22 protein-coding genes are annotated in these 23,757 nt (G+C 64.4%); 10 read left to right on the plus strand and 12 right to left on the minus strand.

The annotated features are described in order from the left end of the window. Positions 1 to 83 precede the first annotated feature (83 nt). The 5 genes from queA to coaD form a co-directional block, all read right to left on the minus strand. Positions 84 to 1,175, minus strand: coding sequence for a tRNA preQ1(34) S-adenosylmethionine ribosyltransferase-isomerase QueA (gene queA, locus J6500_RS00800; RefSeq protein WP_225710764.1), 1,092 nt, complete (start codon positions 1,173 to 1,175; stop codon positions 84 to 86). Between the two features lie 110 nt (positions 1,176 to 1,285). After that, the gene (locus J6500_RS00805) at positions 1,286 to 1,750 is read right to left on the minus strand and encodes a peptidylprolyl isomerase (protein WP_225710765.1); all 465 of its coding nucleotides are present in this window, start codon (positions 1,748 to 1,750) and stop codon (positions 1,286 to 1,288) included. Further along, positions 1,726 to 2,166 carry a UCP034077 family protein gene (locus tag J6500_RS00810; protein ID WP_225710766.1) on the minus strand — a complete coding sequence of 147 codons (441 nt, stop codon included), beginning with the start codon at positions 2,164 to 2,166 and terminating at the stop codon, positions 1,726 to 1,728. Before J6500_RS00810 ends, J6500_RS00805 begins: the two co-directional genes overlap by 25 nt. Before the next feature lie 3 nt (positions 2,167 to 2,169). Further along, positions 2,170 to 2,733: a peptidylprolyl isomerase gene (locus J6500_RS00815; RefSeq protein ID WP_225710767.1), complete on the minus strand. Its 564-nt coding sequence runs from the start codon at positions 2,731 to 2,733 to the stop codon at positions 2,170 to 2,172. A gap of 46 nt (positions 2,734 to 2,779) precedes the next feature. After that, a complete protein-coding gene (gene coaD, locus J6500_RS00820) occupies positions 2,780 to 3,277 on the minus strand; it encodes a pantetheine-phosphate adenylyltransferase (protein WP_225710768.1) in 498 nt (165 codons plus the stop codon). A 261-nt stretch (positions 3,278 to 3,538) separates the two neighbouring features. Between coaD and J6500_RS00825 the strand changes: the two genes are divergently transcribed. Both J6500_RS00825 and J6500_RS00830 read left to right on the plus strand, forming a co-directional pair. Next, a complete protein-coding gene (locus J6500_RS00825) occupies positions 3,539 to 3,796 on the plus strand; it encodes a hypothetical protein (RefSeq protein WP_225710769.1) in 258 nt (85 codons plus the stop codon). Positions 3,797 to 3,936: 140 nt separating this feature from the next. Next, positions 3,937 to 5,853, plus strand: coding sequence for a potassium transporter Kup (locus J6500_RS00830; protein WP_225710770.1), 1,917 nt, complete (start codon positions 3,937 to 3,939; stop codon positions 5,851 to 5,853). 127 nt (positions 5,854 to 5,980) lie between these two features. On the opposite strand, the gene gyrA is transcribed toward J6500_RS00830, so the two are convergent. The 3 genes from gyrA to J6500_RS00845 all read right to left on the minus strand — a co-directional run bounded on the left by gyrA (position 5,981) and on the right by J6500_RS00845 (position 10,071). Further along, positions 5,981 to 8,707 (minus strand): DNA gyrase subunit A, encoded by a 2,727-nt coding sequence (gyrA, locus tag J6500_RS00835; RefSeq protein WP_225710771.1) that lies wholly within the window; start codon positions 8,705 to 8,707, stop codon positions 5,981 to 5,983. A 215-nt stretch (positions 8,708 to 8,922) separates the two neighbouring features. Then, complete coding sequence (locus J6500_RS00840) at positions 8,923 to 9,321, minus strand: DUF2306 domain-containing protein (protein WP_225710772.1); 399 nt, start codon at positions 9,319 to 9,321, stop codon at positions 8,923 to 8,925. Positions 9,322 to 9,582: 261 nt separating this feature from the next. Further along, positions 9,583 to 10,071, minus strand: coding sequence for a single-stranded DNA-binding protein (locus J6500_RS00845; RefSeq protein WP_225710773.1), 489 nt, complete (start codon positions 10,069 to 10,071; stop codon positions 9,583 to 9,585). 430 nt (positions 10,072 to 10,501) lie between these two features. Between J6500_RS00845 and J6500_RS00850 the strand changes: the two genes are divergently transcribed. From J6500_RS00850 to uvrA, 7 genes are all read left to right on the plus strand, one after another. Further along, positions 10,502 to 11,248, plus strand: coding sequence for an outer membrane protein (locus J6500_RS00850; protein ID WP_225710774.1), 747 nt, complete (start codon positions 10,502 to 10,504; stop codon positions 11,246 to 11,248). Positions 11,249 to 11,502: 254 nt separating this feature from the next. After that, on the plus strand, positions 11,503 to 12,255 hold the full coding sequence (locus tag J6500_RS00855) for an outer membrane protein (RefSeq protein WP_225710775.1): 753 nt from the start codon (positions 11,503 to 11,505) through the stop codon (positions 12,253 to 12,255). A gap of 322 nt (positions 12,256 to 12,577) precedes the next feature. Further along, positions 12,578 to 13,180, plus strand: coding sequence for a cytochrome P460 family protein (locus J6500_RS00860; protein ID WP_225710776.1), 603 nt, complete (start codon positions 12,578 to 12,580; stop codon positions 13,178 to 13,180). A 131-nt stretch (positions 13,181 to 13,311) separates the two neighbouring features. Then, on the plus strand, positions 13,312 to 14,712 hold the full coding sequence (locus tag J6500_RS00865; RefSeq protein ID WP_225710777.1) for a hypothetical protein: 1,401 nt from the start codon (positions 13,312 to 13,314) through the stop codon (positions 14,710 to 14,712). A 262-nt stretch (positions 14,713 to 14,974) separates the two neighbouring features. Next, positions 14,975 to 15,736, plus strand: coding sequence for an outer membrane protein (locus J6500_RS00870; RefSeq protein ID WP_225710778.1), 762 nt, complete (start codon positions 14,975 to 14,977; stop codon positions 15,734 to 15,736). Between the two features lie 243 nt (positions 15,737 to 15,979). Beyond that, complete coding sequence (locus J6500_RS00875; protein WP_225710779.1) at positions 15,980 to 16,642, plus strand: outer membrane protein; 663 nt, start codon at positions 15,980 to 15,982, stop codon at positions 16,640 to 16,642. A 258-nt stretch (positions 16,643 to 16,900) separates the two neighbouring features. Continuing rightward, positions 16,901 to 19,894, plus strand: a complete 2,994-nt coding sequence (uvrA, locus tag J6500_RS00880) for an excinuclease ABC subunit UvrA (protein WP_225710780.1) — start codon at positions 16,901 to 16,903, stop codon at positions 19,892 to 19,894. Positions 19,895 to 20,016: 122 nt separating this feature from the next. Here the strand turns inward: uvrA and J6500_RS00885 are convergent, their stop codons facing one another. The 4 genes from J6500_RS00885 to J6500_RS00900 form a co-directional block, all read right to left on the minus strand. Beyond that, the gene (locus J6500_RS00885; RefSeq protein ID WP_225710781.1) at positions 20,017 to 20,349 is read right to left on the minus strand and encodes a PRC-barrel domain-containing protein; all 333 of its coding nucleotides are present in this window, start codon (positions 20,347 to 20,349) and stop codon (positions 20,017 to 20,019) included. Positions 20,350 to 20,529: 180 nt separating this feature from the next. Further along, positions 20,530 to 21,468, minus strand: a complete 939-nt coding sequence (locus J6500_RS00890; protein ID WP_225710782.1) for a YVTN family beta-propeller repeat protein — start codon at positions 21,466 to 21,468, stop codon at positions 20,530 to 20,532. Between the two features lie 2 nt (positions 21,469 to 21,470). Then, positions 21,471 to 22,010 carry an SRPBCC family protein gene (locus tag J6500_RS00895; protein ID WP_225710783.1) on the minus strand — a complete coding sequence of 180 codons (540 nt, stop codon included), beginning with the start codon at positions 22,008 to 22,010 and terminating at the stop codon, positions 21,471 to 21,473. A 154-nt stretch (positions 22,011 to 22,164) separates the two neighbouring features. After that, entirely contained in the window at positions 22,165 to 22,929 is a 765-nt protein-coding gene (locus J6500_RS00900) for an AAA family ATPase (protein ID WP_225710784.1), read from the minus strand. A 154-nt stretch (positions 22,930 to 23,083) separates the two neighbouring features. On the opposite strand from J6500_RS00900, the gene J6500_RS00905 reads away from it, so the two are divergent. Beyond that, the gene (locus tag J6500_RS00905) at positions 23,084 to 23,404 is read left to right on the plus strand and encodes a hypothetical protein (RefSeq protein WP_225710785.1); all 321 of its coding nucleotides are present in this window, start codon (positions 23,084 to 23,086) and stop codon (positions 23,402 to 23,404) included. Positions 23,405 to 23,757: the final 353 nt, after the last annotated feature.

Below are 23,757 nucleotides of genomic sequence, written 5' to 3' on the forward strand. Positions count from 1 at the left end.
ACCCGTCATCCTCTCAGCGTGACGGTTCCGGAGTGGTCGCGATCGTAGGCTGGGCAAAGCGCGAGCGTGCCCACCTTGCGGCTCTACAAATCGTGGTGCGGTTCGTGCGCCCGGAACAGCAGGCACGCATCGCCGTACGAATAGAACCGGTAGCCGTCCTTGATCGCGTGCGCGTAGGCGCGCTGCATCGTCTCGAGGCCCGAGAAGGCCGAGACCAGCATGAACAGCGTCGAGCGCGGCAGATGGAAATTTGTCAGCAGGATATCGACCGCGCGGAAGCGATAGCCCGGCGTGATGAAGATCGAGGTCTCCGCCGAGAACGGCTGCACGGTGCCGTCTGATGTCGTCGCACTTTCCAGCAGCCGCAGCGAGGTGGTGCCGATCGCGACGATGCGGCCGCCCTTCGCGCGGGCGGCATTGAGAGCGGACGCGGTCGCGGCGGTGATGCAACCCCATTCGGCGTGCATCCTGTGCTCGGTGGTCTCCTCGGTCTTTACCGGCAGGAACGTCCCTGCGCCGACATGCAGCGTCAGCCGGTGCAAGCCGACGCCGCGGCTCTGCAGGGCGGCCTCCAGCGCCGGCGTGAAATGCAGCCCCGCGGTCGGCGCGGCGACCGCGCCTTCATTGGCCGCGAACATGGTCTGGTAATCGCTGGCGTCCTGCTCGTCCGGCGTGCGCTTCGAGGCAATATAGGGCGGCAGCGGCGTGACGCCGACATCCGCGATCGCCTGGTCGAGCGTCGGGCCGTGGAACGAGAACGACAGCGTCACCTCGCCCTCCTCCCCCTTGGCCTCGACCTGCGCGTCGAGATGGCCGAGCAGGCAGACCCTGCCCTCATTGCCGAAGCGGATGGTGTCGCCTTCGGCAAGCTTCTTGGCCGGCTTGACCAGCGCCTGCCAGCGCGAGCCGTCGAGCCGCTTGATGAGCGTCGCCTCGATCTTCGGCTCGGTCTCGCGTCCGATGCGGCGGCCCTTGAGCTGCGCCGCGATCACCTTGGTGTCGTTGACGACGATCTGGTCGCCAGCCTCGAGCCAATGCGGCAGGTCGGCGATGGTGGCATCGCGCAACACGCCGTCGGGATGCACGACCAGCATCCGCGCGGAATCGCGCGGGCTCGCAGGGCGAAGTGCGATGCTGTCGGGCGGAAGTTCGAAATCGAAGAGGTCGGTGCGCATGGTGCAAGGTGTCATTGCCGGGCTTGACCCGGCAATCCATCATCCAGGAACGGAGTTCTTCAAAGCTCGATGGATGCCCGGGTCAAGCCCGGGCATGACGATTTCAATGTTTAGGCCGCGTCAGCAGCCATCCGCGCCTTGACGATCTTGTCGGGGTTCTGCACCGGCTCGCCGCGCTTGATCTTGTCGACGTTCTCCATCCCCTCGGTGACCTTGCCCCAAACCGTGTACTGGCCGTCGAGGAACGAGGCATCGTCGAAGCAGATGAAGAACTGGCTGTCGCCGGAATCCGGATTGGCGGCGCGGGCCATCGAGGCGGTGCCGCGGACATGCGGCTCCTTGTTGAACTCGGCCTTCAGCTTCTTGCCGGAGCCGCCCATGCCGGTGCCCTGCGGACAGCCGGTCTGCGCCATGAAGCCGTCGATCACGCGGTGAAACACGATGCCGTCGTAGAAGCCTTCGCGCACCAGCTCCTTGATCCGCGCGACGTGGCCGGGCGCGAGATCGGGACGCATCTCGATAGTGACCGGGCCCTGCGTGGTTTCGAGGATCAGAGTATTTTCGGTAGCAGCCATGCTCGTCTCTCCTGGCTTCGGGGTGGATATTTCTTGTTCCTGAACGGGATCGCAAACGGGCGGCCGGCGACCGCACCTCCCAGGCTCTCGGTAAATGGCAACGGCGTGCAGCGTTGCAACGTCTCCATCACGGCGAGGCGGTATTGCAGTCGGTCGTTGTCGGTCGCGCCCTGCGTCTCATAGCTGATCCTGGGATGGCCGAGGATCGCGCCGGCGCGGTTGAAGCTGACGATCACGGTGATGTCGATCGGGCCGGCCTTGTCGGCCGGCGGCGGCCGCCAGCAGCGGTGGATCGCCAGCACGATATCCTTGATGCTGTCGAGCCGCTCGGACTCGGCCGCCGCATTCGCGGTCAGCGCGAGCCACACGAGCGGCGCGGCAGCAAGGGACAGTCGCCTGCTGCGCGCCGCCGCCATGGATCACTTGATGTCGGATGCGACTTGCACCTTCACCATCTTGTCGGGATCGGTGACGGCGCCGCCGGGCGAGCCTGCAGACGCCTTCTTCAGCTTGTCGACCACGTCCATGCCGGACACCACCTCGCCGACCACCGTGTACTGACCATTGAGGCTCGAGCCGTCGGCGAACATGATGAAGAACTGCGAGTTGGCGCTGTCGACGCTGTCGCCGCGGCGGGCCATGCCGACTATGCCGCGCTTGAACGGCACGTTGGAGAACTCCTGCTTCAGGTTCGGATATTTCGATCCGCCGGTGCCGTTGAAGTTCTGGCCGTCGCCGGTCTGCGCCATGAAGCCGTCCATCACGCGGTGGAACGGCACATTGTTGTAGAAGCCCTCGCGCGCGAGCTGCTTGATGCGCTCGGCGTGCTGCGGGGCAATGTCGGTGCGCAGCTTGATGACGATGCGGCCCTTGGTGGTGTCGATCACGATCGCATTGGCCTTGTCGAGATTGGCGGGCAGCGGCTGCGCCACCGCGGGCACGACGCAGAACAGCGCGGCAACGAATGCGAGAATGCGGATCATGGAAACTCCGGATCTGTGACGTTCTGGATATGGCGGGCCGCCGGCGTCAGCCGGCGAACTTGGCCTTCAGACTAGCGGCGACCGATGACGGCACGAATGCAGAGAAGTCGCCGCCCATCTGGGCGATTTGGCGCACCAGTGTGGCGGTGATCGGGCGGACAGCCGGCGAGGCCGGGACGAACACGGTATGCACCTCGGGCGCCATTGCCTCGTTCATGCCGGCAAGCTGCATTTCGTAGTCAAGGTCGGTGCCGTCGCGCAGACCGCGAATCATGATGGTCGCGCCCAGCTTGCGGGCGGCCGTGACCGTCAGATTATCATAGGTGGCGCATTCCAGCACGCATCCGGCCTGCTGAACCACCGGGCCGCAGACCTGGCGCAGCATCTCCAGCCGCTCCTCGGTCGTGAACAGCGATTTCTTGCCGGGATGCACGGCGACCGCCACGACCAGGCGGTCGCACAGGGCCGCGGCCTGCCGGACCACGTCGAGATGGCCATTGGTGACGGGATCGAAGGAGCCGGGATAGAGCGCAATACGGGGCATGTCCCCTCCTAACCCGCCCCGCGCGCTCCGGCAAGCGCCCCTGGTTCCATGAGAGGCCGGCGACGATTTTCACTTGGTCCAATGAACGAGCCCTGGGATGCCAGCGGGGGCGAAGTGTTTCGTCGCCCGGGGGCGGACGAAACAAAACCGGCCCGGGACGAAACCATTTTCGGCGGTGGCGAAGACACCAGGAAACTTGCGGCCGGTACAGCTTGGACAACGAAGCGACGGGCCCGGGGGCCCGAGCATAGGGGGCCGTCAATGATCAAGGCACTTTCCGCCATCGCTGTTGCCGCCTTCATCGCCGCCGCGCTGACCGTTCTTCCCGGTTTCGCTCCGACGGTCGAAGCCTCGACTCCGCAGCCGCTGGCCAAGGCCGACCGCCTCGACATCCATTCGGTCGGCAAGGGCTGCTCGCAGCAGGCCTGGCCGAATTTCGAAGCGTCCTGCTTGCGCAACGCTGGCAACAAGTCGGTGGTTCGCGAGGCCCGCCTCGTCACCGCCGACCGGACCCCGTAGTCAGCCAGGGCCTGGCAGAGGCCTTCGCTCAAAATCGTCACGCAAATCCCAATGGTATTTCGCGACGTCTCGTCGCAGACTATCGCCTGAGGCGCCCGCCCGGAATGAAGCCGGCGGGCGCGATCCATCGGGGGATTGCCGTGACCAGTACGCCTGCCATCGTCTCCTCCGGCCACCCTCCCAGCAGCCCGCTCCCGGTTGCGGTCACGCTCGGCGCGCTTGGCGTCGTCTATGGCGATATCGGCACCAGTCCGCTCTATGCCCTGAAGGAAGCCGCCAAGGCTGCCACCCATGGCGGGCTGCTCACCGAAAGCGCCGTGCTCGGCGTGGTCTCGCTGATCCTGTGGGCGCTGATCCTTATCATCTCGCTCAAATACGCCATGCTGATCCTGCGCGCGGACAACCGCGGCGAAGGCGGCATCGTCGCGCTGCTGGCGCTGCTCTCGGCGCGCAACGCGGCGCCCGGCACCTGGCGCGCGCATCTGTTGGTCGTCGGCCTGATCGGCGCCGCGCTGCTTTACGGCGATGGCGCCATCACGCCGGCCATTTCGGTGCTGTCGGCGATCGAGGGCCTCAAGGTCGACGCGCCGTCGCTGTCGCCCATCGTCGTGCCGATCACCTGCGTCATCCTGATCGGCCTGTTCATCATGCAGAAGAAAGGCACCGGCTTCATCGGCCGGATCTTCGGCCCGGTGATGCTCGGCTGGTTCTTCGTGCTCGCCGCGCTCGGCATCCACGGCATCGTCAAGGCACCCGGCGTGCTGGTCGCGCTCAGCCCGTGGTATGCGTTCGATTTCCTGATCCACCAGAACTTCCATGTCAGCTTCGCGATCCTCGGTGCCGCTTTCCTCGCGGTGACCGGTGGCGAGGCGATGTACGCCGACATGGGGCATTTCGGCCGCTTTCCGATCCGGCTCGCCTGGTTCGCGATCTGCCTGCCGGCGCTGGTGCTGAATTATTTCGGCCAGGCCGGCGAGCTGATCACCGATCCCAACTCGATCGACAACCCGTTCTTCCAGCTGGCACCGGACTGGGCGCATTATCCGCTGGTCGCGCTGGCGGCGGTCGCCACCGTGATCGCGTCGCAGGCGATCATCTCCGGCGTGTTCTCGCTGACCCAGCAGGCGATCCAGCTCGGCTTCCTGCCGCGCATGCATATCGAGCACACCACCAGCGACGCGATCGGCCAGATCTACGTGCCGCTGGTGAACTGGCTGCTTGCGGCCGCGACGCTCGGCGCGGTGATCGGCTTCGGCACCTCGGACGCGCTGGCCGGCGCCTACGGCATCGCAGTGTCGCTGCTGATGGCGATCACCACGCTGCTGGCGGCCTTGGTCGCGATCCAGTGGGGCTACTCGCCGATCCTGGTGGCCGCAGTGAACGGCTTCTTCTTTGCAATCGACGCGATCTTCTTCGCGGCGAACTCGATCAAGCTGTTCGAGGGCGGCTGGTTCCCGCTGCTGCTCGCCGGCGCCGTGGCGTTCCTGATGCTGACCTGGCGCAGCGGGGTGAAGCTGGTCGAGAAGGCGCGCAGCAAGCTGCGCCAGCCGGAAGAGGACCTGATCGAGACCGCGGTCAACAAGTGCAAGGCCCGCCTGCCCGGCACCGCCGTGTTCCTGGCCTCGGCGCCCAAGGGCGTACCGCTCGCGCTGACGCAATTCGTCAAGCACAATCACGTGCTGCATGAACGCATCCTGCTGGTCACCGTGCAGATCGAGGAGCGGCCGCGGATCTCCGATGAGGACCGCGCCGAAGTGGTCGAGATCAGCACGGGCATCACCCGCATCATCCTGCATTACGGCTTCATGCAGTATCCGACGATCTATGAGGGGCTGAAGCTCGCCTGCCGGCAGGGCAAGCTGCCCGGCATCGATCTCTCGGACGTAACCTATTACATCGGCCGCGAGACCATCATTCCGCGCGAGGATGTGCCGGGCATGTGGGTCTGGCGGGAATCGCTGTTCGCCTTCCTGCAACGCAACGCCGAACGCTCGGCGGCGTTCTTCGGCGTGCCGAGCGGCCAGGTGGTGGAGTTCGGCACCGAGATCGAAATCTAGTAGCCCGGATGGAGCGAAGCGCAATCCGGGGAAGTCTCTCCGCGGACAGTCCGCCCCGGATTTCGCTTCGCTCCATCCGGGCTACGGATCTCGTTCCGGGCCACGTACTACCCGGGCGCCGGCGGCGCTAGCCGCCGTTGCCGTTCTCGCCGTTTTCCTCTTCCGGGATGTGCTCGACCGAGACCACGTGCTCGTCCTCGGCGGTGTCGAACACGATCACGCCCTGGGTGGAGCGGCCGGCGACGCGGATGTCGGCGACCGGGCAGCGGATCAGCTGCCCGTTGTCGGTCACCAGCATGATCTGGTCGGCGTCCTCGACCGGGAACGAGGCGACCAGCTTGCCGTTGCGGTTGTTGACGCTCATCGCGACGATGCCTTTGCCGCCGCGGCCGGTGGTGCGGTACTCGTAGGACGAGGTCCGCTTGCCGTAGCCATTGACCGAGACGGTCAGCACCACCTGCTCCTTGGCCGACATCTCGGCATAGCGCTCCTGGGAGAGCTGGATCGCGCCGGTCGGCTCCTCGCCCTCGGCATCCGCCGGCTCCTCGGCCACCGCCTCGCCGGTCACCGCACGGCGCATCTTCAAGTAAGCCGAGCGCTCGTCCGACGTGGTCTCGACATGGCGCAGGATCGCCAGCGAGATCAGCTTGTCGCCTTCCGCGAGCGCGATGCCGCGTACACCCATCGAGGTGCGGCCGGTGAACACGCGTACATCGGTGACGGGGAAACGGATGCACTGGCCGCCATCGGCGGTCAGCAGCACGTCGTCATGCTCGGTGCAGATCTGCACGTCGACGATCGCCTCGCCCTCGCCGAGCTTCATCGCGATGATGCCGGAGCGGCGGACGTCGACGAAGTCCGACAGCTTGTTGCGGCGGACAGTGCCGCCGGTGGTCGCGAACATCACGTCGAGATTGCCCCACGAGGATTCATCCTCCGGCAGCGGCATGATCGTGGTGATGCGCTCGCCCTGCTCCAGCGGCAGGATGTTGATCAACGCCTTGCCACGCGCGTTCGGCGCCGCCATCGGCAGCCGCCAGACCTTCTCCTTGTAGACCTGGCCACGCGAGGAGAAGAACAGCACCGGCGTGTGGGTGGAGGCCACGAACAGGCGCGAGACGAAATCCTCGTCGCGGGTCTGCATGCCGGCGCGGCCCTTGCCGCCGCGGCGCTGCGCCCGGTAGGCCGAGAGCGGCACGCGCTTGACGTAGCCGGCGTGCGACACCGTCACCACCATGTCCTCGCGCTGGATCAGGTCCTCGTCCTCGACCTCGCCTTCCTGCTCGACGATCACGGTCTTGCGCGGGGTGGCGAACTGCGCCTTCACCTCGGCGAGCTCGTCCTTGACGATCCCCTGCACCCGTGCCCGCGAGCGCAGGATGTCGAGATAGTCCTTGATCTCGGCGGCAAGCTTGTCGAGCTCTTCGGAGATTTCCTCCCGGCCGAGCGCGGTAAGCCGCTGCAGCCGCAGGTCGAGGATCGCCCTGGCCTGTTCCAACGACAGCCGGATGGTGCCGTCGTCGTTGATGCGATGCCTGGGATCGTCGATCAGCGTGATCATCGCTTCGACATCCCGCGCCGGCCAGTCGCGCGACATCAGGGTGTCGCGGGCGGTGTTCGGATCGGGCGAGGTGCGGATCACACGGATCATTTCGTCGATATTGGCGACCGCGATGGCGAGGCCGACCAGGATATGGGCGCGGTCGCGGGCCTTGCCGAGCAGGAACTTGGTCCGGCGCGTCACCACCTGTTCGCGGAACGCGACGAAGATGGTCAGCAGGTCCTTCAGAGTCATCGTCTGCGGCCGGCCGGAATCCAGCGCCAGCATGTTGGCCGGGAAGCTCGTCTGCAGCGGCGTGAACTTGTAGAGCTGGTTCAGCACCACGTCCGGCACCGCATCGCGCTTCAATTCGATCACGACGCGGTAGCCCTCGCGGTCGGACTCGTCGCGCATCTCACCGATGCCCTCGATCTTCTTCTCGCGGGCCAGCTCGCCGATGCGCTCGACCATCGAGGCCTTGTTCACCTGATACGGAATCTCGGTGATGATGATCGCTTCGCGTCCGCCGCGGATGGTGTCGATCGTGACCTTGCCACGCATCACGATCGAGCCGCGGCCGAGATGATAGGCCGAGCGGATGCCCTGGCGTCCGAGGATGACGCCGCCGGTCGGGAAATCCGGTCCCGGAATGATGTTGATCAACTCGTCGATCGTAAGCGCCGGGTTGTCGATCAGCGCCACGCAGGCATCGACGACCTCGCCGAGATTGTGCGGCGGGATGTTGGTCGCCATGCCGACGGCGATGCCGCCGGCGCCGTTGACCAGCAGGTTCGGGAATCTCGCCGGCAGGACCGACGGCTCCTGCTCGGAATTGTCGTAGTTGGGCTGGAAATCGACAGTGTCCATGTCGATGTCGGCGAGCACGGCCAGCGCCGCCCTGGTCAGCCTCGCTTCGGTATATCGGTAGGCCGCGGGCGGATCGCCGTCGACCGAGCCGAAATTGCCCTGCCCGTCGATCAGTGGCACGCGCAGCGAGAAATCCTGCGCCATGCGGACCATCGCGTCGTAGATCGACTGGTCGCCGTGCGGATGATACTTACCGATCACGTCGCCGACGACGCGCGCGGACTTGACGTATTTCTTGTCCGGCGTGTGCCCCTGCTCGTGCATCGAATAGAGGATCCGCCGGTGCACCGGCTTCAGTCCGTCGCGCGCGTCGGGCAGCGCGCGCGACACGATCACGCTCATCGCGTAATCGAGGTAGGACTTCTTCATCTCGTCGAGAATGGAAACGGGACGAATATCGGAGGGCGCCGGCTGCTCGCCGGGCTTGTCGTCTTCGCTATCGGACAAAGGGGAAATCCGGTCAGTTTTACTCGGGAATCATATAGCGCATCGGAGCCCTGAAAACCACCCTCGCGGGGACAAGGCAAGCCGTTTTTCCCTTCGTTTTTTCATGTACTTACGGTCACCCTTGCAGGGTTCCTCGAGGGCAAGCCTGCGGTCCGAACGGGAAGCGGCAAGCGGCGATCGAATCCCGGCCCGCGACGCGCCTGTCGCCAACGCATTCAGTGTCCGAAAACCGCCGCGTGCATGATGCGCCCGGGCATGAAGGTGAAGAGGCCCGCGATGACGAGCGCGCCGAAGAATATCCCGATCATCGTGAACTTGTGGCGGCGCACGTCGTGCGACCGCGCGGCCATCACGCCGAGCGCCAGCATCGTCAACGAGAAGATCGAGAGCAGATGGATCGGGCTCCAGGGTCCAAGCAGGCGGATCTCGTGGATCCAGAATGAGCTCAGCGCCACGACCAGCATCAGGATCACCCAGATCCAGCCCAGCGTCCGGTGCGGCAGCGTCCCCTTCGGCGCCGCGAGCTGAATCGAACCGAGCACGAAGGCTGCCATCGCGGCAAAGGCGTGAAGCGGGATCGCAGGCGCGGCGTCGAGCAGAGGCGCGAGGCTCATGGGGCAACCCTCGATCTTCGATCGCGCCACGGCAACGCCGCCGGCGCGAGCTGATGTAAATATCATTAACATCAGCCTGTGTCAAAGTTCGCGGAACTCAAGCATGGTTCCACGAGAATCGGCAGGTATGCTCCGGCGTTATGGAGTTATCCTCATTGTCCACATGAAGGATTTGGCAGCACGCCTCACCGCCCTGCTCCGTGAGATGAAACGTCACGGAGCAAGCTGGCCGATGGGATGTTGAAAAGCGCGACCTTCCCGTCAGAACGGGATGTCGTCGTCCATGTCGCCGTTGCGCCCGCCGGCGGCGGCGACCGGACGGCGTGGCGCCGAGCTGACGGGACCTGCGGACCCGAAATCGCTGCCGCCATCATCCGAGAAGCTGGCGCCGCCACCGCCGCGTCCGTCGAGCATGGTGAGGTTCGAGTTGAAGCCCTGCAGCACGACCTCGGTCGAGTACTTGTCGACGCCGCTCTGGTCGGTCCATTTGCGGGTCTGCAGCTGGCCCTCGATGTACACCTTGGCGCCCTTCTTCAGGTACTGCTCGGCGACCTTGCAGAGACCCTCGTTGAAGATCACGACGCGGTGCCACTCGGTCTTTTCCTTGCGCTCGCCGGTGCCCTTGTCGCGCCACGTCTCAGATGTCGCGATGGAGAGGTTTGCGATCGGACGCCCGTCCTGCGTCCGCCGGATCTCCGGATCCTTGCCGAGATTTCCGACCAAAATCACCTTGTTCACGCTTCCCGCCATCGCTTCATCTCCACTCACTGGACCGCCGGACATCGGCCACTCTCAACCTTCGCCACTTACTGCAGGCGTCGCGAACGACCCTATACGCCGATGCCCGGCTCGCCGCCTTCGCCGTCGCGCGTCTATTCCGCGTTATCCACATATAGCATCGCAGCCGACGTTGTTCCAGTTTTGTTCACTACAACCGGCCATAGCGACGAGTCGGCCGCGGAGCTGCGGCAGGTCTCGCCCCAGATCGACAGGCTTCCCAAAAAAACACAGAAGAAACAGCGGCTTATGCCCACCGCACTTCTTCCGCAACTGTTGCATTTGGGAGACGGTCTTTTCGGTTGAATCAGCGTATAGCTACGATCAATGGCGCGGGCGCTCGCGTCTGGGATCGTTGCTTCAGGGACAATTGCGAAGCCGATCGGGAGCTGGGAGATTGATCATGAAGAAGTTTTTGCTGAGCACGGTCGCTTTGCTGGCTTTTGCCGCTCCGGCTGCTGCTGCCGACCTTGCCGCCCGCCCTTACACCAAGGCGCCGGCGCCGGTGCTCGCACCGGTCTATGACTGGACCGGCTTCTACATCGGCGTGAACGGCGGCTGGGGTTCGAGCCACAATTGCTGGAATCAGACCCCGGGTAGCGTGTTCATTGGATCGGACGGTTGCCATGATGCGACCGGAGGCACCGCCGGTGGCCAAATCGGCTATCGCTGGCAGGCCGGCACCTGGGTGTTCGGCCTCGAGGCGCAGGGCAACTGGGCTGACTTCAAAGGCAGCAACAGCGCGGCGCTGTTCCCTGGCATCTTCACCAACCAGACCAAGATCGACGCGTTCGGCCTGTTCACCGGCCAGATCGGCTACGCCGTCAACAACGTGCTGCTCTACGTCAAGGGTGGCGCGGCGCTGACCGACAATCGCTACCGCACCTACTTCGCGCCGACCGGCGTGCTCGCTGGCAGCGCCGACGACACCCGCTGGGGTGGCTCGGTCGGCGCCGGCATCGAAGTCGGCTTCGCGCCGAACTGGACCGCCGGCATCGAGTACAACCATCTGTTCATGGAAGACCACGACTACACTTTGAGGACCCCGGCCGGTGCGCTGTTCAGCACGATCCGCGAGCGCCAGGACGTCGACCTCGTCACGGTCCGCGTGAACTACAAATGGGGTGGCCCGGTCGTTGCCAAGTACTGATCCAAGGTACTGATCGCGCGATCAGATATATGCCAACGAAGAGGCCGGCCTTGTGCCGGCCTTTTTGTTTGGCCCCGCGACAGCCGCAGGCGCGCCACCTGCGCGAGACGAATCGAGATCGATCAATTCTTAATTAACTGTAAATAGTTCAGCAAAATCAAAAAGTTACATATGTTGCACGCGGGTGACGGCGACTCGCAACCTCAGATGGTAGCCTGACTGCAATCCATCGATTCGAAGCGGGGTTGCATCCCATGAAACAGCTTCTTGTTGCAGCAGCAGGTCTGGCTGCTCTCGGCGTTTCCTCAGCGACCGCAGCGGACCTCGCTGTGCGTCCCGCGAAGGTGCCGGTCGTCACTCCTGCAATGACCTGGGAGGGGTTCTATCTCGGCGCCCAGGGCGGCGGCGGTTGGGGACGGAGCAAGGAGACCTATCTCGGCGCACCGAATGATCCGGCCTTCATCGGCACGCAGAGCTACACCACCAGCGGCGGCTTCGTCGGCGGCGTGGTCGGCTACAACTGGCAGGCCGGCCCGGCCGTGTTCGGCCTCGAGGGCGATTATCACTGGTCCGACATCAACGGCCGCTCCGCCATCATCAACGTCGGCCCGCCGAACGTGCTCGACACCTACTACACCGCGCTGCGCAGCTTCGGCGACATCAAGGGCCGGCTCGGCTACGCCGACGGTCCCGCGCTCTGGTTCGTCAGCGGCGGCGCCGCCGTCGGCGATATCCAGCACCGTTACAGCGCCGGCTTGGCGCCGCCGTCCTTCGCCGCCAGTCAGATGCGCTGGGGTTGGACCGCCGGCGCCGGCGTCGAATACATGTTCGCACCGAACTGGTCGGCGAAGGCGGAGTACAATTACATCGACCTCGGCAAGGCCGCTCCGATCCAGTACACCGCCGATCCGACCGACCGCTCGGAATGGAGGGACACGTTCCACACCGTCAAAGTCGGCCTCAACTACCATTTCAATTGGAGCGGCCCAGTGGTCGCAAAATACTGAGGTCGACTGAAACCGATGGCGACCGGTGTGCAGCCGATCGCCTTCAGGCTCGGACAAGAAAGTCTCGGCCGGCGCAGCTGTATTCAGAGCAACGGCTGCACAAGCACTGGTCCCCTCGCTTCCCCCTGAGGCTGTGAAGTCGCTGCAATGGCGGTCACTCAATTGAAGCGTACTTCTATGCTGGATTGCAATCTAAAATAGTTGATGTATGATGTCCGCGTTGTCGAAATGAATTTCTCCCATCCGGGGCAGCCGCGTCCTGGTTTCGATTTTGTTGGCTGATTGGAAGGAGCGTGTTTTGGCCTCCCTATCCAGCAGGCGCTTGCCGACCCTCACCGCACTTCTCAGCGCCTCCATGATTTTGTCGACGCTGCCCTGTAACATGCAGGCTCAGGATTTACCCGGCGACGGACCGCAGTACACGTCGGACGGAAACCTCATGCTCCCCACAGGCTTCGAGACCTGGGTGTTCGTCGGCTCGAACCTTGGATTGTCCTACAAGCACGACTTGGCCGCGACGACAGCGCGGGAAGCCGCGCGCGCCGATCCGCAGCAATTTCACAACGTGTACATCGCAAGGAGCGCTTACTCCCACTTCCTGGCGAACGGCAGTTTTCCGGACAGGACCATCCTGGTGATGGAAGTCTTTGCGGCCAACGGCGCCGAGCCCAAGAACATCCTGTCGAACGGTGTCTTCAACGGACCGCGAACCGGCGTGGAGATCGCGGTGAAGAATCTGCACCGCCCCGACGGCAAGACGACGCCGTGGGCCTATTACGACTTCACTGATCCGTCCGACCCGACAAAGACGCGGCCGGTGGCAAACGCCTTTCCCGACGAGGCCTGTGAAAGCTGCCATCGTGCGCATGCGAACCTGGATAACGTGTGGGTGCAATTCTATCCGACGCTGAGAGACAGGAAATAGGTCGAGGGAGCACGTCATGACCGCGCGGGTTTCCGGATTCGGCAACGGCATTTTTCGACGCAACCAGCAAGGATACTCGGCGCTGAATTTTCCATGAATCGAGTTCTGCTCCTCGAATTGACAGGTGCTTCATGACCGGAATTGCAAAGACGCGGCCCTTCTCCAAAGTCCTGTACGCACTGGTCCTGATCGGAGGCGTCGCCTCGGGTGGCCCTATCGAGTTTGGCGCACCCGCCCTTGCGCAGAACATCAAGCCCGAGCCGATGCCCCTGCCGCCGTCCGAATTCCCGACGCCAAGCGCCGACCTCGAGGCGCTGATCGCGCGCAACGATGCCGTCGCGCTTCGCAAGCATTCCTGGCTGCTCTGGTCGGGGCTGACCGCCGATTCAAGTCAAAGCTTCAACGGCCGGGTCTTGCCGGTCTGGGAAACCTGGTTGTCGGAGGAGGAGGCATTTTCTCCCGTCAATCAACTGGTGGCGGCAGCCGCGGCGCCGCGGCCCAGAATTCTCCGCCCGTTCGCGCCTCCCCGTCAGTTCCAACATGGCGCGTCCACACTGGCAAGGGCACTGGCGGCCGGCACGTCTCCGAGGCAAAGGCTGCTGGCTTTCGTGAAGATGAGCCCGGAAGCTGCGAGCTTTCTCGCAGCTTCGCACGAGACGCCTGCAAAATCCGGTCAGTCCTATAGCTACGTCAGCGCCTCGGACCTTGCGCAGCTGAATGCGGCGTTCGACCAGCACAACACCGCCGTCAAGGATCGCAAGATCATCGATTTCCCGGCGGCCGGCACCGACCTGAAGATGGTGTTTCTGCCCGTCAAGCCCACAGGTCTCTCTGCGATTCCGATCTGGAACGGCGCCGCCGATAGCAGCGATCCTGCGCAACCGACGCCGGATTCATGGAAGACATGCGTCGCCGTCGATCCGACCAACAGCCAAACGGGAACGGCAGCGATCAGCTGCAACGGTCGTCAGGTCCAGGCGGAGATCGTCCCGTTGAACGCATTTTATTCCGTGCAGATCGATGCAGCGGAAGCAGCGACCATCAATTCGCTGTCGAAGCTCGCCGGGGCAGCGGCAGTTCAGGCGGGAGAATTCCAGGTTCTGGTCGCAATGCACGTGACCACCAAGGAAATCGCGAACTGGACCTGGGCGACATTCTGGTGGCAGAACGGAAGGAATCCGCCCAACGATTTCCCCGGCAGCGTCGCTGACATGCCGGATGCGTCGAAGGTCAAGGGGCCCTGGCGCAACTACGCCATGTGCATCAGCGACTCCATGGTGGTGCCGGCGACCGATCCCAAGGGAAAACCGGTCGTCTGCTTCAATCCCTATCTCGAGACCAACCAGACCGACGGCCTGAACTCGAACTGCATGTCGTGCCACGCCATGGCGCGCCTTCCGCTTACGGCCGCCGCGAGTCCGTATCCGCAGACCTACCTGCCGAACGGTTTCGTGGATCTGGCAGACCCCAACATCTTCGGCGGCGCCACCAAGACTGATTTTGTCTGGGCCATTCCACAATCGGCCCACTGAATGCCCGGACAGGGTGGGCGATGGCCGCCTATGCGCGCTGTGCGGGGAATGCCGATACGGACAGCGCTCGGAAGGTCAATCGCATCAGGCGGCATCCGTGCCGGCCCGCAACTGGCTCGCCGGGTCGGCATCTGCCAAACTTTGGGCCCAACCCGGGCGGTTCCATGTCACTCAGTGAATGGCTGTTGCCCCGAAGCGACAGTCGCCCCAAGCCTCGCGTGATAGTTGTTGACGATAGCGGAATCGCCAAGGGGGGACACCCATGATGAAATTCCTGATTGCAGCCGCTGGCCTCGCCGCGCTCGGCGTGTCGTCCGCATCGGCCGCCGACCTTGCCGCGCGGCCCTACACCAAGGCGCCGCCGCCGGTGGTTGCGCCTGTGCTGACTTGGAATGGCTTCTATCTTGGTATCCAGGGCGGCGGCGCCTGGGGCCGCAGCAAGGAGACCTTCTTCGGCGCGCCCAACGCTCCGGGCTTCCTCGGTACCCAGAATTACGACACCGACGGCGGCTTCGCTGGCGGCGTGGTCGGCTACAATTGGCAGTTCGGCAACACCGTGCTCGGCCTCGAGGGCGACTATCACTGGTCTGACATCAACGGCCGCTCGGCCGAGGTGAATACGGGCCTGCTCGACACCTACAACACCAAGCTGCGCAGCTTCGGCGACATCAAGGGCCGCCTCGGCTACGCCGCAGGTCCTGCGCTGTGGTTCGTCAGCGGCGGTGCTGCCGTCGGCGACATTCAGCACCGCTACGATGCCGCGCTGAACGGCGGCGCGGCCAACTCGTCGGCGACCAGCGACACCCGCTGGGGTTGGACGGTCGGCGCCGGCGTCGAATACATGTTCGCACCGAACTGGTCGGGCAAGGTCGAGTACAACTACATCGACCTCGGCAAGAGCACGCTGCAGTTCGATCCGCTGATCGCAGCCAATCGTTCGGAGTGGAAGGACACCTTCCACACCGTCAAGGTCGGCATCAACTACCACTTCAACTGGACCGGCCCGGTGGTCGCGAAATACTGATCGCGCCCGATATCTTCAGCGAAAAGGCCGGCCTCGCGCCGGCCTTTTTTGTTGCCTCGAAAAACAGTGGACCACCTGCGGCCGCACACCTGAGGTTGTGCGTTTTCCGCCCATTGTTGTTTGCCGGTTACACAACTTCCGGCTTTATCCGTGTAGACACGGGGCAACGTCCGGCAACACGCCGACGCCCCCTTCAAAGGCTTGAAGGGGACCAACAAGAAAACGGGACTGGGAAGTTTGAAAATGAGGACTTTTCTGCTGGCATCGGCCGGCTTGCTCGTACTGAGCGCTTTCGCACCGGCCCGCGCCGCCGACATGGCGGCCCGTGCGCCCTACGTCAAGGCTCCTCCGCCTGTCGCGATCTACAACTGGACCGGCTTCTACATCGGCGGCTTCGGCGGCTATGCCACCGAGAATTCGGACGTCGATCCGAAGCTGAGCGGCGGTTTTGCCGGCGGCACGATCGGCTACAACTGGCAGACCAGCAACATCGTGTTCGGCATCGAGGCCGACGGCGGCTGGGCCGACGTCGACGCGTCGATCACGGCCCTCGGCATCACCGCCAAGAGCCGCATCGACTCGCTCGGCACCGTGCGCGGCCGGCTCGGCATCGCGGCCGACAAGGTGCTGTTCTATGCCACCGGCGGCTATGCCTGGGTCAACAACGAGATCAGCCTCTCTGCGCTCGGCGTGACCGCCAGGGAAAGCCATTTTCACTCCGGCTGGACCGTCGGCGCGGGCATCGAGGCCTTCTTCGCTCCGCAGTGGTCGGTCAAGGGCGAGTATCTGTTCCGGAGCCTGGACAGCGAGAACTATTTCGGCGTTCCCACCGGAACGGCCGAGTTGCACAGCGTCCAGGTCGGTGTGAACTATCACTTCGGCGGCCCGATCGTCGCCAAATACTGATCGCTCGTCTGCGGGCGGACGATAGAAGGGCTGGCCTCGCGCCGGCCTTTTTTCTTTGCCGGTTTCCTAGCCCGGAACACCCGCTGCTGACGCCTGCTGCCATCGAGCGAACTATCCGTTGATGGACTCAATATGGCACTGGAAATTCGCCGCCGTTCTTCCTACGTTCCAGTCTTCACACCCATCGGCGCATGATCCCGGCATCACCGGTGATGCGCGCCCAAAAAGGCGCTCACTCCGGCGCCCGGAACTGTCGCTATGGATGAAGTGCTCAAGGCGAAGCGCCAACAGACCGCCGGCTCCTCATCGCGTGCCATCACGATCCGTGGCGCGCGCGAACACAATCTGAAGAACATCGACGTCGAGATCCCGCGCGACAAGTTGGTCGTGTTTACGGGCCTGTCCGGCTCCGGAAAATCCTCGCTGGCGTTCGACACCATCTATGCCGAGGGCCAGCGCCGCTACGTCGAATCGCTGTCGGCCTATGCGCGCCAATTTCTGGAGATGATGCAGAAGCCGGACGTCGACCAGATCGACGGCCTCTCGCCGGCGATCTCGATCGAGCAGAAGACGACCTCGAAGAACCCGCGCTCCACCGTCGGCACCGTCACCGAGATCTACGACTATATGCGCCTGCTCTGGGCCCGCGTCGGCGTGCCCTATTCGCCGGCCACCGGCCTGCCGATCGAGAGCCAGATCGTCTCGCAGATGGTCGACCGCGTGCTTGGTTTGCCCGAGGGCACCCGCCTCTATCTGCTGGCGCCGGTCGTGCGCGGCCGCAAGGGCGAATACAAGAAGGAGCTCGCCGAGTACCTCAAGAAGGGCTTTCAGCGCGTCAAGATCGACGGCACTTTCTACGAGCTGTCGGAGGCGCCCACGCTCGACAAGAAGTTCCCGCACGACATCGACGTCGTGGTCGACCGCATCGTGGTACGTTCCGACCTCGCCCAGCGCCTCGCCGAAAGCTTTGAGACCGCGCTGAAGCTCGCCGACGGCCTCGCCGTGATCGAATACGCCGACGCGCCGGCAGCGGCCGCTACGGCGGACGAGACGAAAGGCGACAAGAAGAAAACGGCAAAGATCCACGACAAGAGCGGCCCCGAGCGCATCCTGTTCTCGGAGAAATTCGCCTGCCCGGTGTCCGGCTTCACCATCCCTGAGATCGAGCCGCGCCTGTTCTCGTTCAACAATCCCTATGGCGCCTGCCCGGCCTGCGGCGGCCTCGGCGTCGAGCAGCATATCGACGAGGACCTCGTCATCCCCGACAAGGAGCTGCCACTGGGCAAAGGCGCGATCGCGCCCTGGGCGAAGTCGTCCTCGCCCTATTACATCCAGACCCTGACCGCGCTCGGCAAGCACTACAAGTTCACGCTGAACACCAAGTGGAAGGACCTGCCCAAGAAGGTGCAGCAAGCGCTGCTGCACGGCTCCGGCGACGACGAGATCAAGTTCTCCTACGAGGACGGGGTACGCTCCTACGACACCAAGAAGCCGTTCGAGGGCGTCATCACCAACATCAACCGCCGCTATCGCGAGACCGAGAGCGAGTGGGCCCGCGAGGAGCTCGGCAAGTACTTTTCCGACGTGCCCTGCGCCGGCTGCAACGGCCACCGGCTGAAGCCGGAAGCGCTGTGCGTCAAGATCGGCGGCAAGCATATCGGCGAGATCTCCGAGCTGTCGGTCAAGCGCGCCGGCGAATGGTTCGAAACGGTGCCCTCGGTGCTGAACGCGCAGCAGAACGAGATCGCGACGCGCATCCTCAAGGAGATCCGCGAGCGCCTCACCTTTTTGCTCGATGTCGGCCTGAACTACCTGACGCTGTCGCGCTCGTCCGGCACGCTGTCGGGCGGCGAGAGCCAGCGCATCCGCCTCGCCTCGCAGATCGGTTCGGGGCTGACAGGCGTGCTCTACGTGCTGGACGAGCCGTCGATCGGCCTGCACCAGCGCGACAACGCCCGCCTGCTCGATACCCTGAAGCGGCTGCGCGACCTCGGCAATACCGTGGTCGTGGTCGAGCATGACGAGGACGCCATCCGCCTCGCCGACTACGTGCTCGACATCGGCCCCGGCGCCGGCATGCACGGCGGCAACATCGTCGCCGAAGGCACGCCCGACCAGATCATGCGCAATCCGAAGTCGCTGACCGGCAAATATCTTACCGGCGAGCTCTCGGTGCCCGTGCCCGAGCGGCGGCCGCCGAACCATCGCCGCACCATCAAGGTCGTCAACGCCCGCGGCAACAATCTGAAGAACGTCTCGGCGGAGATTCCGCTCGGCCTGTTCACCTGCGTGACCGGAGTCTCCGGCGGCGGCAAGTCGACGCTCTTGATCGACACGCTGTACCGCGCCATCGCCCGCAAGCTGAATAACGCCAGCGAGGGCGCGGCACCGCACGACCGCATCGAGGGCCTCGAACATATCGACAAGATCATCGACATCGACCAGTCGCCGATCGGCCGCACCCCGCGCTCCAACCCCGCGACCTATACCGGCGCCTTCACGCCGATCCGCGAATGGTTCGCCGGCCTGCCGGAAGCCAAGGCGCGCGGCTACGAGCCGGGCAGGTTCTCCTTCAACGTCAAGGGCGGCCGCTGCGAGGCCTGCCAGGGCGACGGCGTCATCAAGATCGAGATGCACTTTTTGCCGGACGTCTATGTCACCTGCGACACCTGCAAGGGCAAGCGCTACAACCGCGAGACGCTCGAGGTGCTGTTCAAGGGCAAGAGCATCGCCGACGTGCTCGACATGACCGTCGAGGAAGCCGCCGAATTCTTCAAGGCGGTGCCGCGCGTCCGCGAGACGTTCCAGACCCTGCACCGCGTCGGCCTCGACTACATCCATGTCGGCCAGCAGGCCACCACGCTGTCCGGCGGCGAAGCCCAGCGTGTCAAGCTTGCGAAAGAGCTGTCGAAACGCGCCACCGGCCGCACGCTCTACATTCTGGACGAGCCGACCACCGGCCTGCACTTTCACGACGTCGCCAAGCTGCTCGAAGTGCTGCATGAGTTGGTCGCCCAGGGCAACACTGTGGTGGTGATCGAGCACAACCTCGAAGTCATCAAGACCGCCGACTGGGTGATCGACCTCGGCCCCGAAGGCGGCGACGGCGGCGGCGAAATCGTCGCCTGGGGCCCGCCCGAGGATATCGTCAAGGCGCCGCGGAGCTATACGGGAAAGTTTTTGGCTCCGGTGCTGAAGAAGGCGAACAGCAAGCCGAGGAAGAGCGGCACGGCGAGCGAGGCGGCGGAGTAGCGCAAGCCGCCACGTAGCCCGGATGAGCAAAGCGATATCCGGGGGTCGCGGATCATCGACAGCGACCGGTCCCGCATGGCGCTTCGCTCATGCGGGCTACAAGCGTCGATTCGCCCTCGCCGTTATACCGCCCAATAGTTCGGATGCATGTACGCCCTTGAGCGGTCGCCCCAGTCGAATTCATCGCCGTCGAGTTCGCAGGGGCCGGCCTGCAGCTCTTCCAGTGTTGCGTCGGCCTCGTAGGCCAGGCGCTCGCGATCGTATCTGAGCGCGCTCCACCTGATGGGATAGTGGCGGTGCGTGCTCAGCAATCCGCCGGTCCTGATCACGGCATAGGCGACCGTGCCGGTCAGCTTGTCGAGCATCAGCCGTTCGATCGATCCGAGTTTTGTGCCATTGCGGCCGTAGACGTTGACGTGCTCAACGTGGTCACTGGGCACCAAGGTATGATGCATGGCGTCCTCCCAGTTTTGGTTCGTTCCGGCGAGACTATAGCACAAATGGCGGGCATAGGGCGGATTGGCGAGGCGTAACCCGCCGCCCTTGCAACGACCGCGGTGCGTAGCCCGGATGAGCGACGCGACATCCGGGGGCCGCTTGTCCCGCATGTCGCTTCGCTCGTGCGGGCTACGGCCCTACTCCGTTCTTCTCAAGAACGCCCCGAACGCGCGCGGGCCGTCGCCGACCTTGATCTCGCCGATCACCTTAAGCTCGGCGGCGTCGATCACGCTGAGCGTGTTGCTCTCCCAGTTCGCGACCACGATGCGCTTGCCGTCCGCCGTCGCTTCGATGCCTTCGGGATAATCGCCGACGGTGATCCGCTTCATCGGCTGCAAGGTCGCGAGATCGAACACGCTGACGGTACCGTCATATTGATCGGTCACAAACCCGCGCCCCTGCGCCAGCGCCACGGCGTAGGGGCGCAGGCCGACGTGGACGCGGCCGGTCTCGCGCGCGGCGGCGATGTCGACCACCGAGACGTCATTGCTGCCGACATTGGCGGTATAGGCGCGCTTGCCTTCGGCGTCGATAGTGATGCCGAATGGCCGGGTGCCGACCTTCACGATCCCGCGCCGCTCGCGCGAGGCGGTGTCGATGATCGACACGCTGTCGTCGTCGCGGTCCGCGGAGAGCAGCAGGTGCCCGTCCGGCGTCACGGCGAGGCCGGATGGCGAGGCGCCGACCGCGATGCTGGCCGCGACCCGTTGTACCCTGGCATCGATGACCCGCACCGCGGCGGCGTACCAGTCGGCAACGTAGACCGTCGCGCCGTCGGGCGCGACCGCGATGCCGAGCGGGCCGCCGCCGACATCGACCCGGCCGACGACTTTACGCGCTGACGCGTCGACCACGGTCACCGCCTTGGCGTCGGGGCTGGTCACATAGGCAAAACGGCCGTCCGCCGTGACGGCGACACCAGCCGGCTTGCCGCCGATCGCGATCGTCGCGACCGGTCTTGATGTCGCGAGATCGACGACCGTGAGGTCATCGCTGAGCTGATTGGTGACGAAGGCCTCCTCGGCTTGCGCGGCGCCAGCGCAAGCGAGCAACAATCCGATGATGACCGGCCGCACGTTCAGCTGCCGCTCTCGATCTTCTTTTTCAGCCCTTGAAGCCCCGCCTTGTACAGCCCGCTCACCGCCTTCACCGCAGCCTCGTCGCTCAGCTCGGGCGGCGGGTCGTTGTTCGGGAAGCCGCGGTAGAACGCACCGGCCCATTCCACCTTGGCCTTGCCGTCCGGCGCCGGCGACACCGTCAGGGTCGAGGAATAATTGGTAACCGGCAGCACCCTCACGTCGACGGCCGTGATCCGATAGGAATAGCTCAACATGTCCGGCTCGTATTTGTAGAGCTCCTCGTCGACGGTGGCGCCGGGCCCGAGCGTCAGGCGCCGCGTCGCGCCGATCTCGTTGCCCTTCTGGCCCTCGGTGCTGGTGACGCCGGCGAGCCAGCTCATGTCCTGGAAATTGCCGATCACCGCCCAAACCTTGGCCTGCGGCGCGTCGATCTCGATCGATTCCCGCACCTTCTGGCGGGTCGGCCCGTGCGCCCACGCGGCTCCCAGCACAGCCAGCGCCGCCCCCACGACGGCAGCCTTCGCGATCGTCCTCCTCATCCCGTCTCCTCGATATGTGTTCGGCCCGCGCCGCCCAGCGCCGACCGAGTTTTTTGATCCGGTCATTTTGGACCGGACGGAAACCGGATGCTTGCACCAGAGCGAAGTCGCGGCCGTCGGCTTCCCCGACAGGCAAGCCGCGCGTACCAGGCATTCACTCCTCGATCGCCGCCTCGACAAATCCACGCGGGTCGGCGCAGAACTCGCGCATGACCCGGTAGTGATCGGTCTGCTCCACGTCGACCGGCTCGAGCCCGTATTTCGACAACCGCAGCAGCGTCGCGTTGGGATAGGCCATCAGCAGCGGCGCGTGGGTGGCCATGATGACCTGGCAATAGCCCGATTGATCCATCCGTCGCAGCAGCTTCAGAAACTCGATCTGGCGTGACGGCGACAGCGCCGATTCCGGCTCGTCGAAGATGAAGATGCCCTGCCTGTCACAGCGTTCGTCGAAGAAGCGCAGGAAGCCTTCGCCATGTGAATAGGACAGGAAGTCGGGCGGCAGCGCTCCGACGTCCATCGCCGCCTCGTCCAGATATCTGGCGACCGAAAAAAAGCTCTCGGCCCGGAAGAACCAGCCATTGGTGATTTTCGGCAGCCAGCTCGCGCGAAGCGCGGTAGCAAGCGAGCCGCCCGTTTCCTCCAGCGCCCTTGAATGATCGACCGGCCGGTAACCCTTACCACCACCGGCATCGTCGAAACCCGCAAGCACCGCAATGCCCTCCAGCAGCGTCGACTTGCCGGTGCCGTTCTCGCCGACGATGATGGTGATCGCCTTGTCGAAGGCGAGCTCGAAATCGCCGCGCAGCAGCGGCAGCACGAACGGATAGACCTTGCGATTAGTGATCCGCGCGGGATCGAGCCAGACGCGCTTCAAGTACGGCGCCGGCATATTGATCGTGCGATTTCGCCGCGCCACTCGCCCACCCTGATAGTTACGCAATTGCTGCTGCACAATCGCAGATCGGGTTGCCCACGTCAAGAACATAACAGGAACATTGTACCGCAGGGGATCGCGCCGGGTTTTCCGCCGTTCAATGCTGGAGACATCGACGATCGGAGACGAGCCGACCATGCCCAGCGCCTACGCCCTCTTCCGCAAGGCGATCCTCACCGAGCAGCAAGTCGTCTGCAACTATGACGGCCGCCCGCGCGAGCTCTGCCCGCACATCATCGGCCACAACAGAAGCGGCGAAGAGGTCGTTCTGGCCTGGCAGTTCGCCGGCGCTAGTTCCGGCAGGCTGCCGCAATGGCGCTGCCTGCGGCTCGCCAATGTCAGCGACATCAGCCTGCGCAAGGGCCGCTGGCACGAGGGCGGCTCGCATCGCAGCGAGCAGACCTGCGTCAGCGAGATCGACCTCGACATCAACATTCATGTGCGGAAGCGGCGGTAGTGTCGCGATCGCGGATTTGCCGGCGGCCCTCATTTCTGTTTTGCCGCACCATCGTTCGTATTTTCCGAATTAGCTCTTGACAAACACCCCAACTCGCGGATTTAATGCGCGCCGTCTCACGCGATCGAGGGGCGCTGCGCATCGTCACGGTGTTGCGGTGAGATGCGGTGGACGCCGCGCGTGTCAGTGACGACAGCACGCGAGGCGGACGGTGAAATCGTGCAGGCCGGACGCCCTAGCGGCAGGTGTCCTATCGCAAGACGCGCAAGCGTCTTTGCGGAAGCGGTGACAAACAAGCCCAGTCTCGCCGGGGTAAGCACGTATAAGCCGTAACCCATCGCGCAGGGGAAGCC

This window comes from Bradyrhizobium semiaridum (assembly GCF_020329505.1).
GTDB classification, from domain to species: domain Bacteria; phylum Pseudomonadota; class Alphaproteobacteria; order Rhizobiales; family Xanthobacteraceae; genus Bradyrhizobium; species Bradyrhizobium semiaridum.

What these genes read in the sequence shown, in the direction of transcription:
- queA (WP_225710764.1), bottom strand. Translation starts at nt 1,175, where the DNA reads ATGCGCACCGACCTCTTCGATTTCGAACTTCCGCCCGACAGCATCGCA.
- J6500_RS00805 (WP_225710765.1), bottom strand. Translation starts at nt 1,750, where the DNA reads ATGGCTGCTACCGAAAATACTCTGATCCTCGAAACCACGCAGGGCCCG.
- J6500_RS00810 (WP_225710766.1), bottom strand. Translation starts at nt 2,166, where the DNA reads ATGGCGGCGGCGCGCAGCAGGCGACTGTCCCTTGCTGCCGCGCCGCTC.
- J6500_RS00815 (WP_225710767.1), bottom strand. Translation starts at nt 2,733, where the DNA reads ATGATCCGCATTCTCGCATTCGTTGCCGCGCTGTTCTGCGTCGTGCCC.
- coaD (WP_225710768.1), bottom strand. Translation starts at nt 3,277, where the DNA reads ATGCCCCGTATTGCGCTCTATCCCGGCTCCTTCGATCCCGTCACCAAT.
- J6500_RS00825 (WP_225710769.1), top strand. Translation starts at nt 3,539, where the DNA reads ATGATCAAGGCACTTTCCGCCATCGCTGTTGCCGCCTTCATCGCCGCC.
- J6500_RS00840 (WP_225710772.1), bottom strand. Translation starts at nt 9,321, where the DNA reads ATGAGCCTCGCGCCTCTGCTCGACGCCGCGCCTGCGATCCCGCTTCAC.
- J6500_RS00845 (WP_225710773.1), bottom strand. Translation starts at nt 10,071, where the DNA reads ATGGCGGGAAGCGTGAACAAGGTGATTTTGGTCGGAAATCTCGGCAAG.
- J6500_RS00850 (WP_225710774.1), top strand. Translation starts at nt 10,502, where the DNA reads ATGAAGAAGTTTTTGCTGAGCACGGTCGCTTTGCTGGCTTTTGCCGCT.
- J6500_RS00855 (WP_225710775.1), top strand. Translation starts at nt 11,503, where the DNA reads ATGAAACAGCTTCTTGTTGCAGCAGCAGGTCTGGCTGCTCTCGGCGTT.
- J6500_RS00865 (WP_225710777.1), top strand. Translation starts at nt 13,312, where the DNA reads ATGACCGGAATTGCAAAGACGCGGCCCTTCTCCAAAGTCCTGTACGCA.
- J6500_RS00870 (WP_225710778.1), top strand. Translation starts at nt 14,975, where the DNA reads ATGATGAAATTCCTGATTGCAGCCGCTGGCCTCGCCGCGCTCGGCGTG.
- J6500_RS00875 (WP_225710779.1), top strand. Translation starts at nt 15,980, where the DNA reads ATGAGGACTTTTCTGCTGGCATCGGCCGGCTTGCTCGTACTGAGCGCT.
- uvrA (WP_225710780.1), top strand. Translation starts at nt 16,901, where the DNA reads ATGGATGAAGTGCTCAAGGCGAAGCGCCAACAGACCGCCGGCTCCTCA.
- J6500_RS00885 (WP_225710781.1), bottom strand. Translation starts at nt 20,349, where the DNA reads ATGCATCATACCTTGGTGCCCAGTGACCACGTTGAGCACGTCAACGTC.
- J6500_RS00895 (WP_225710783.1), bottom strand. Translation starts at nt 22,010, where the DNA reads ATGAGGAGGACGATCGCGAAGGCTGCCGTCGTGGGGGCGGCGCTGGCT.
- J6500_RS00905 (WP_225710785.1), top strand. Translation starts at nt 23,084, where the DNA reads ATGCCCAGCGCCTACGCCCTCTTCCGCAAGGCGATCCTCACCGAGCAG.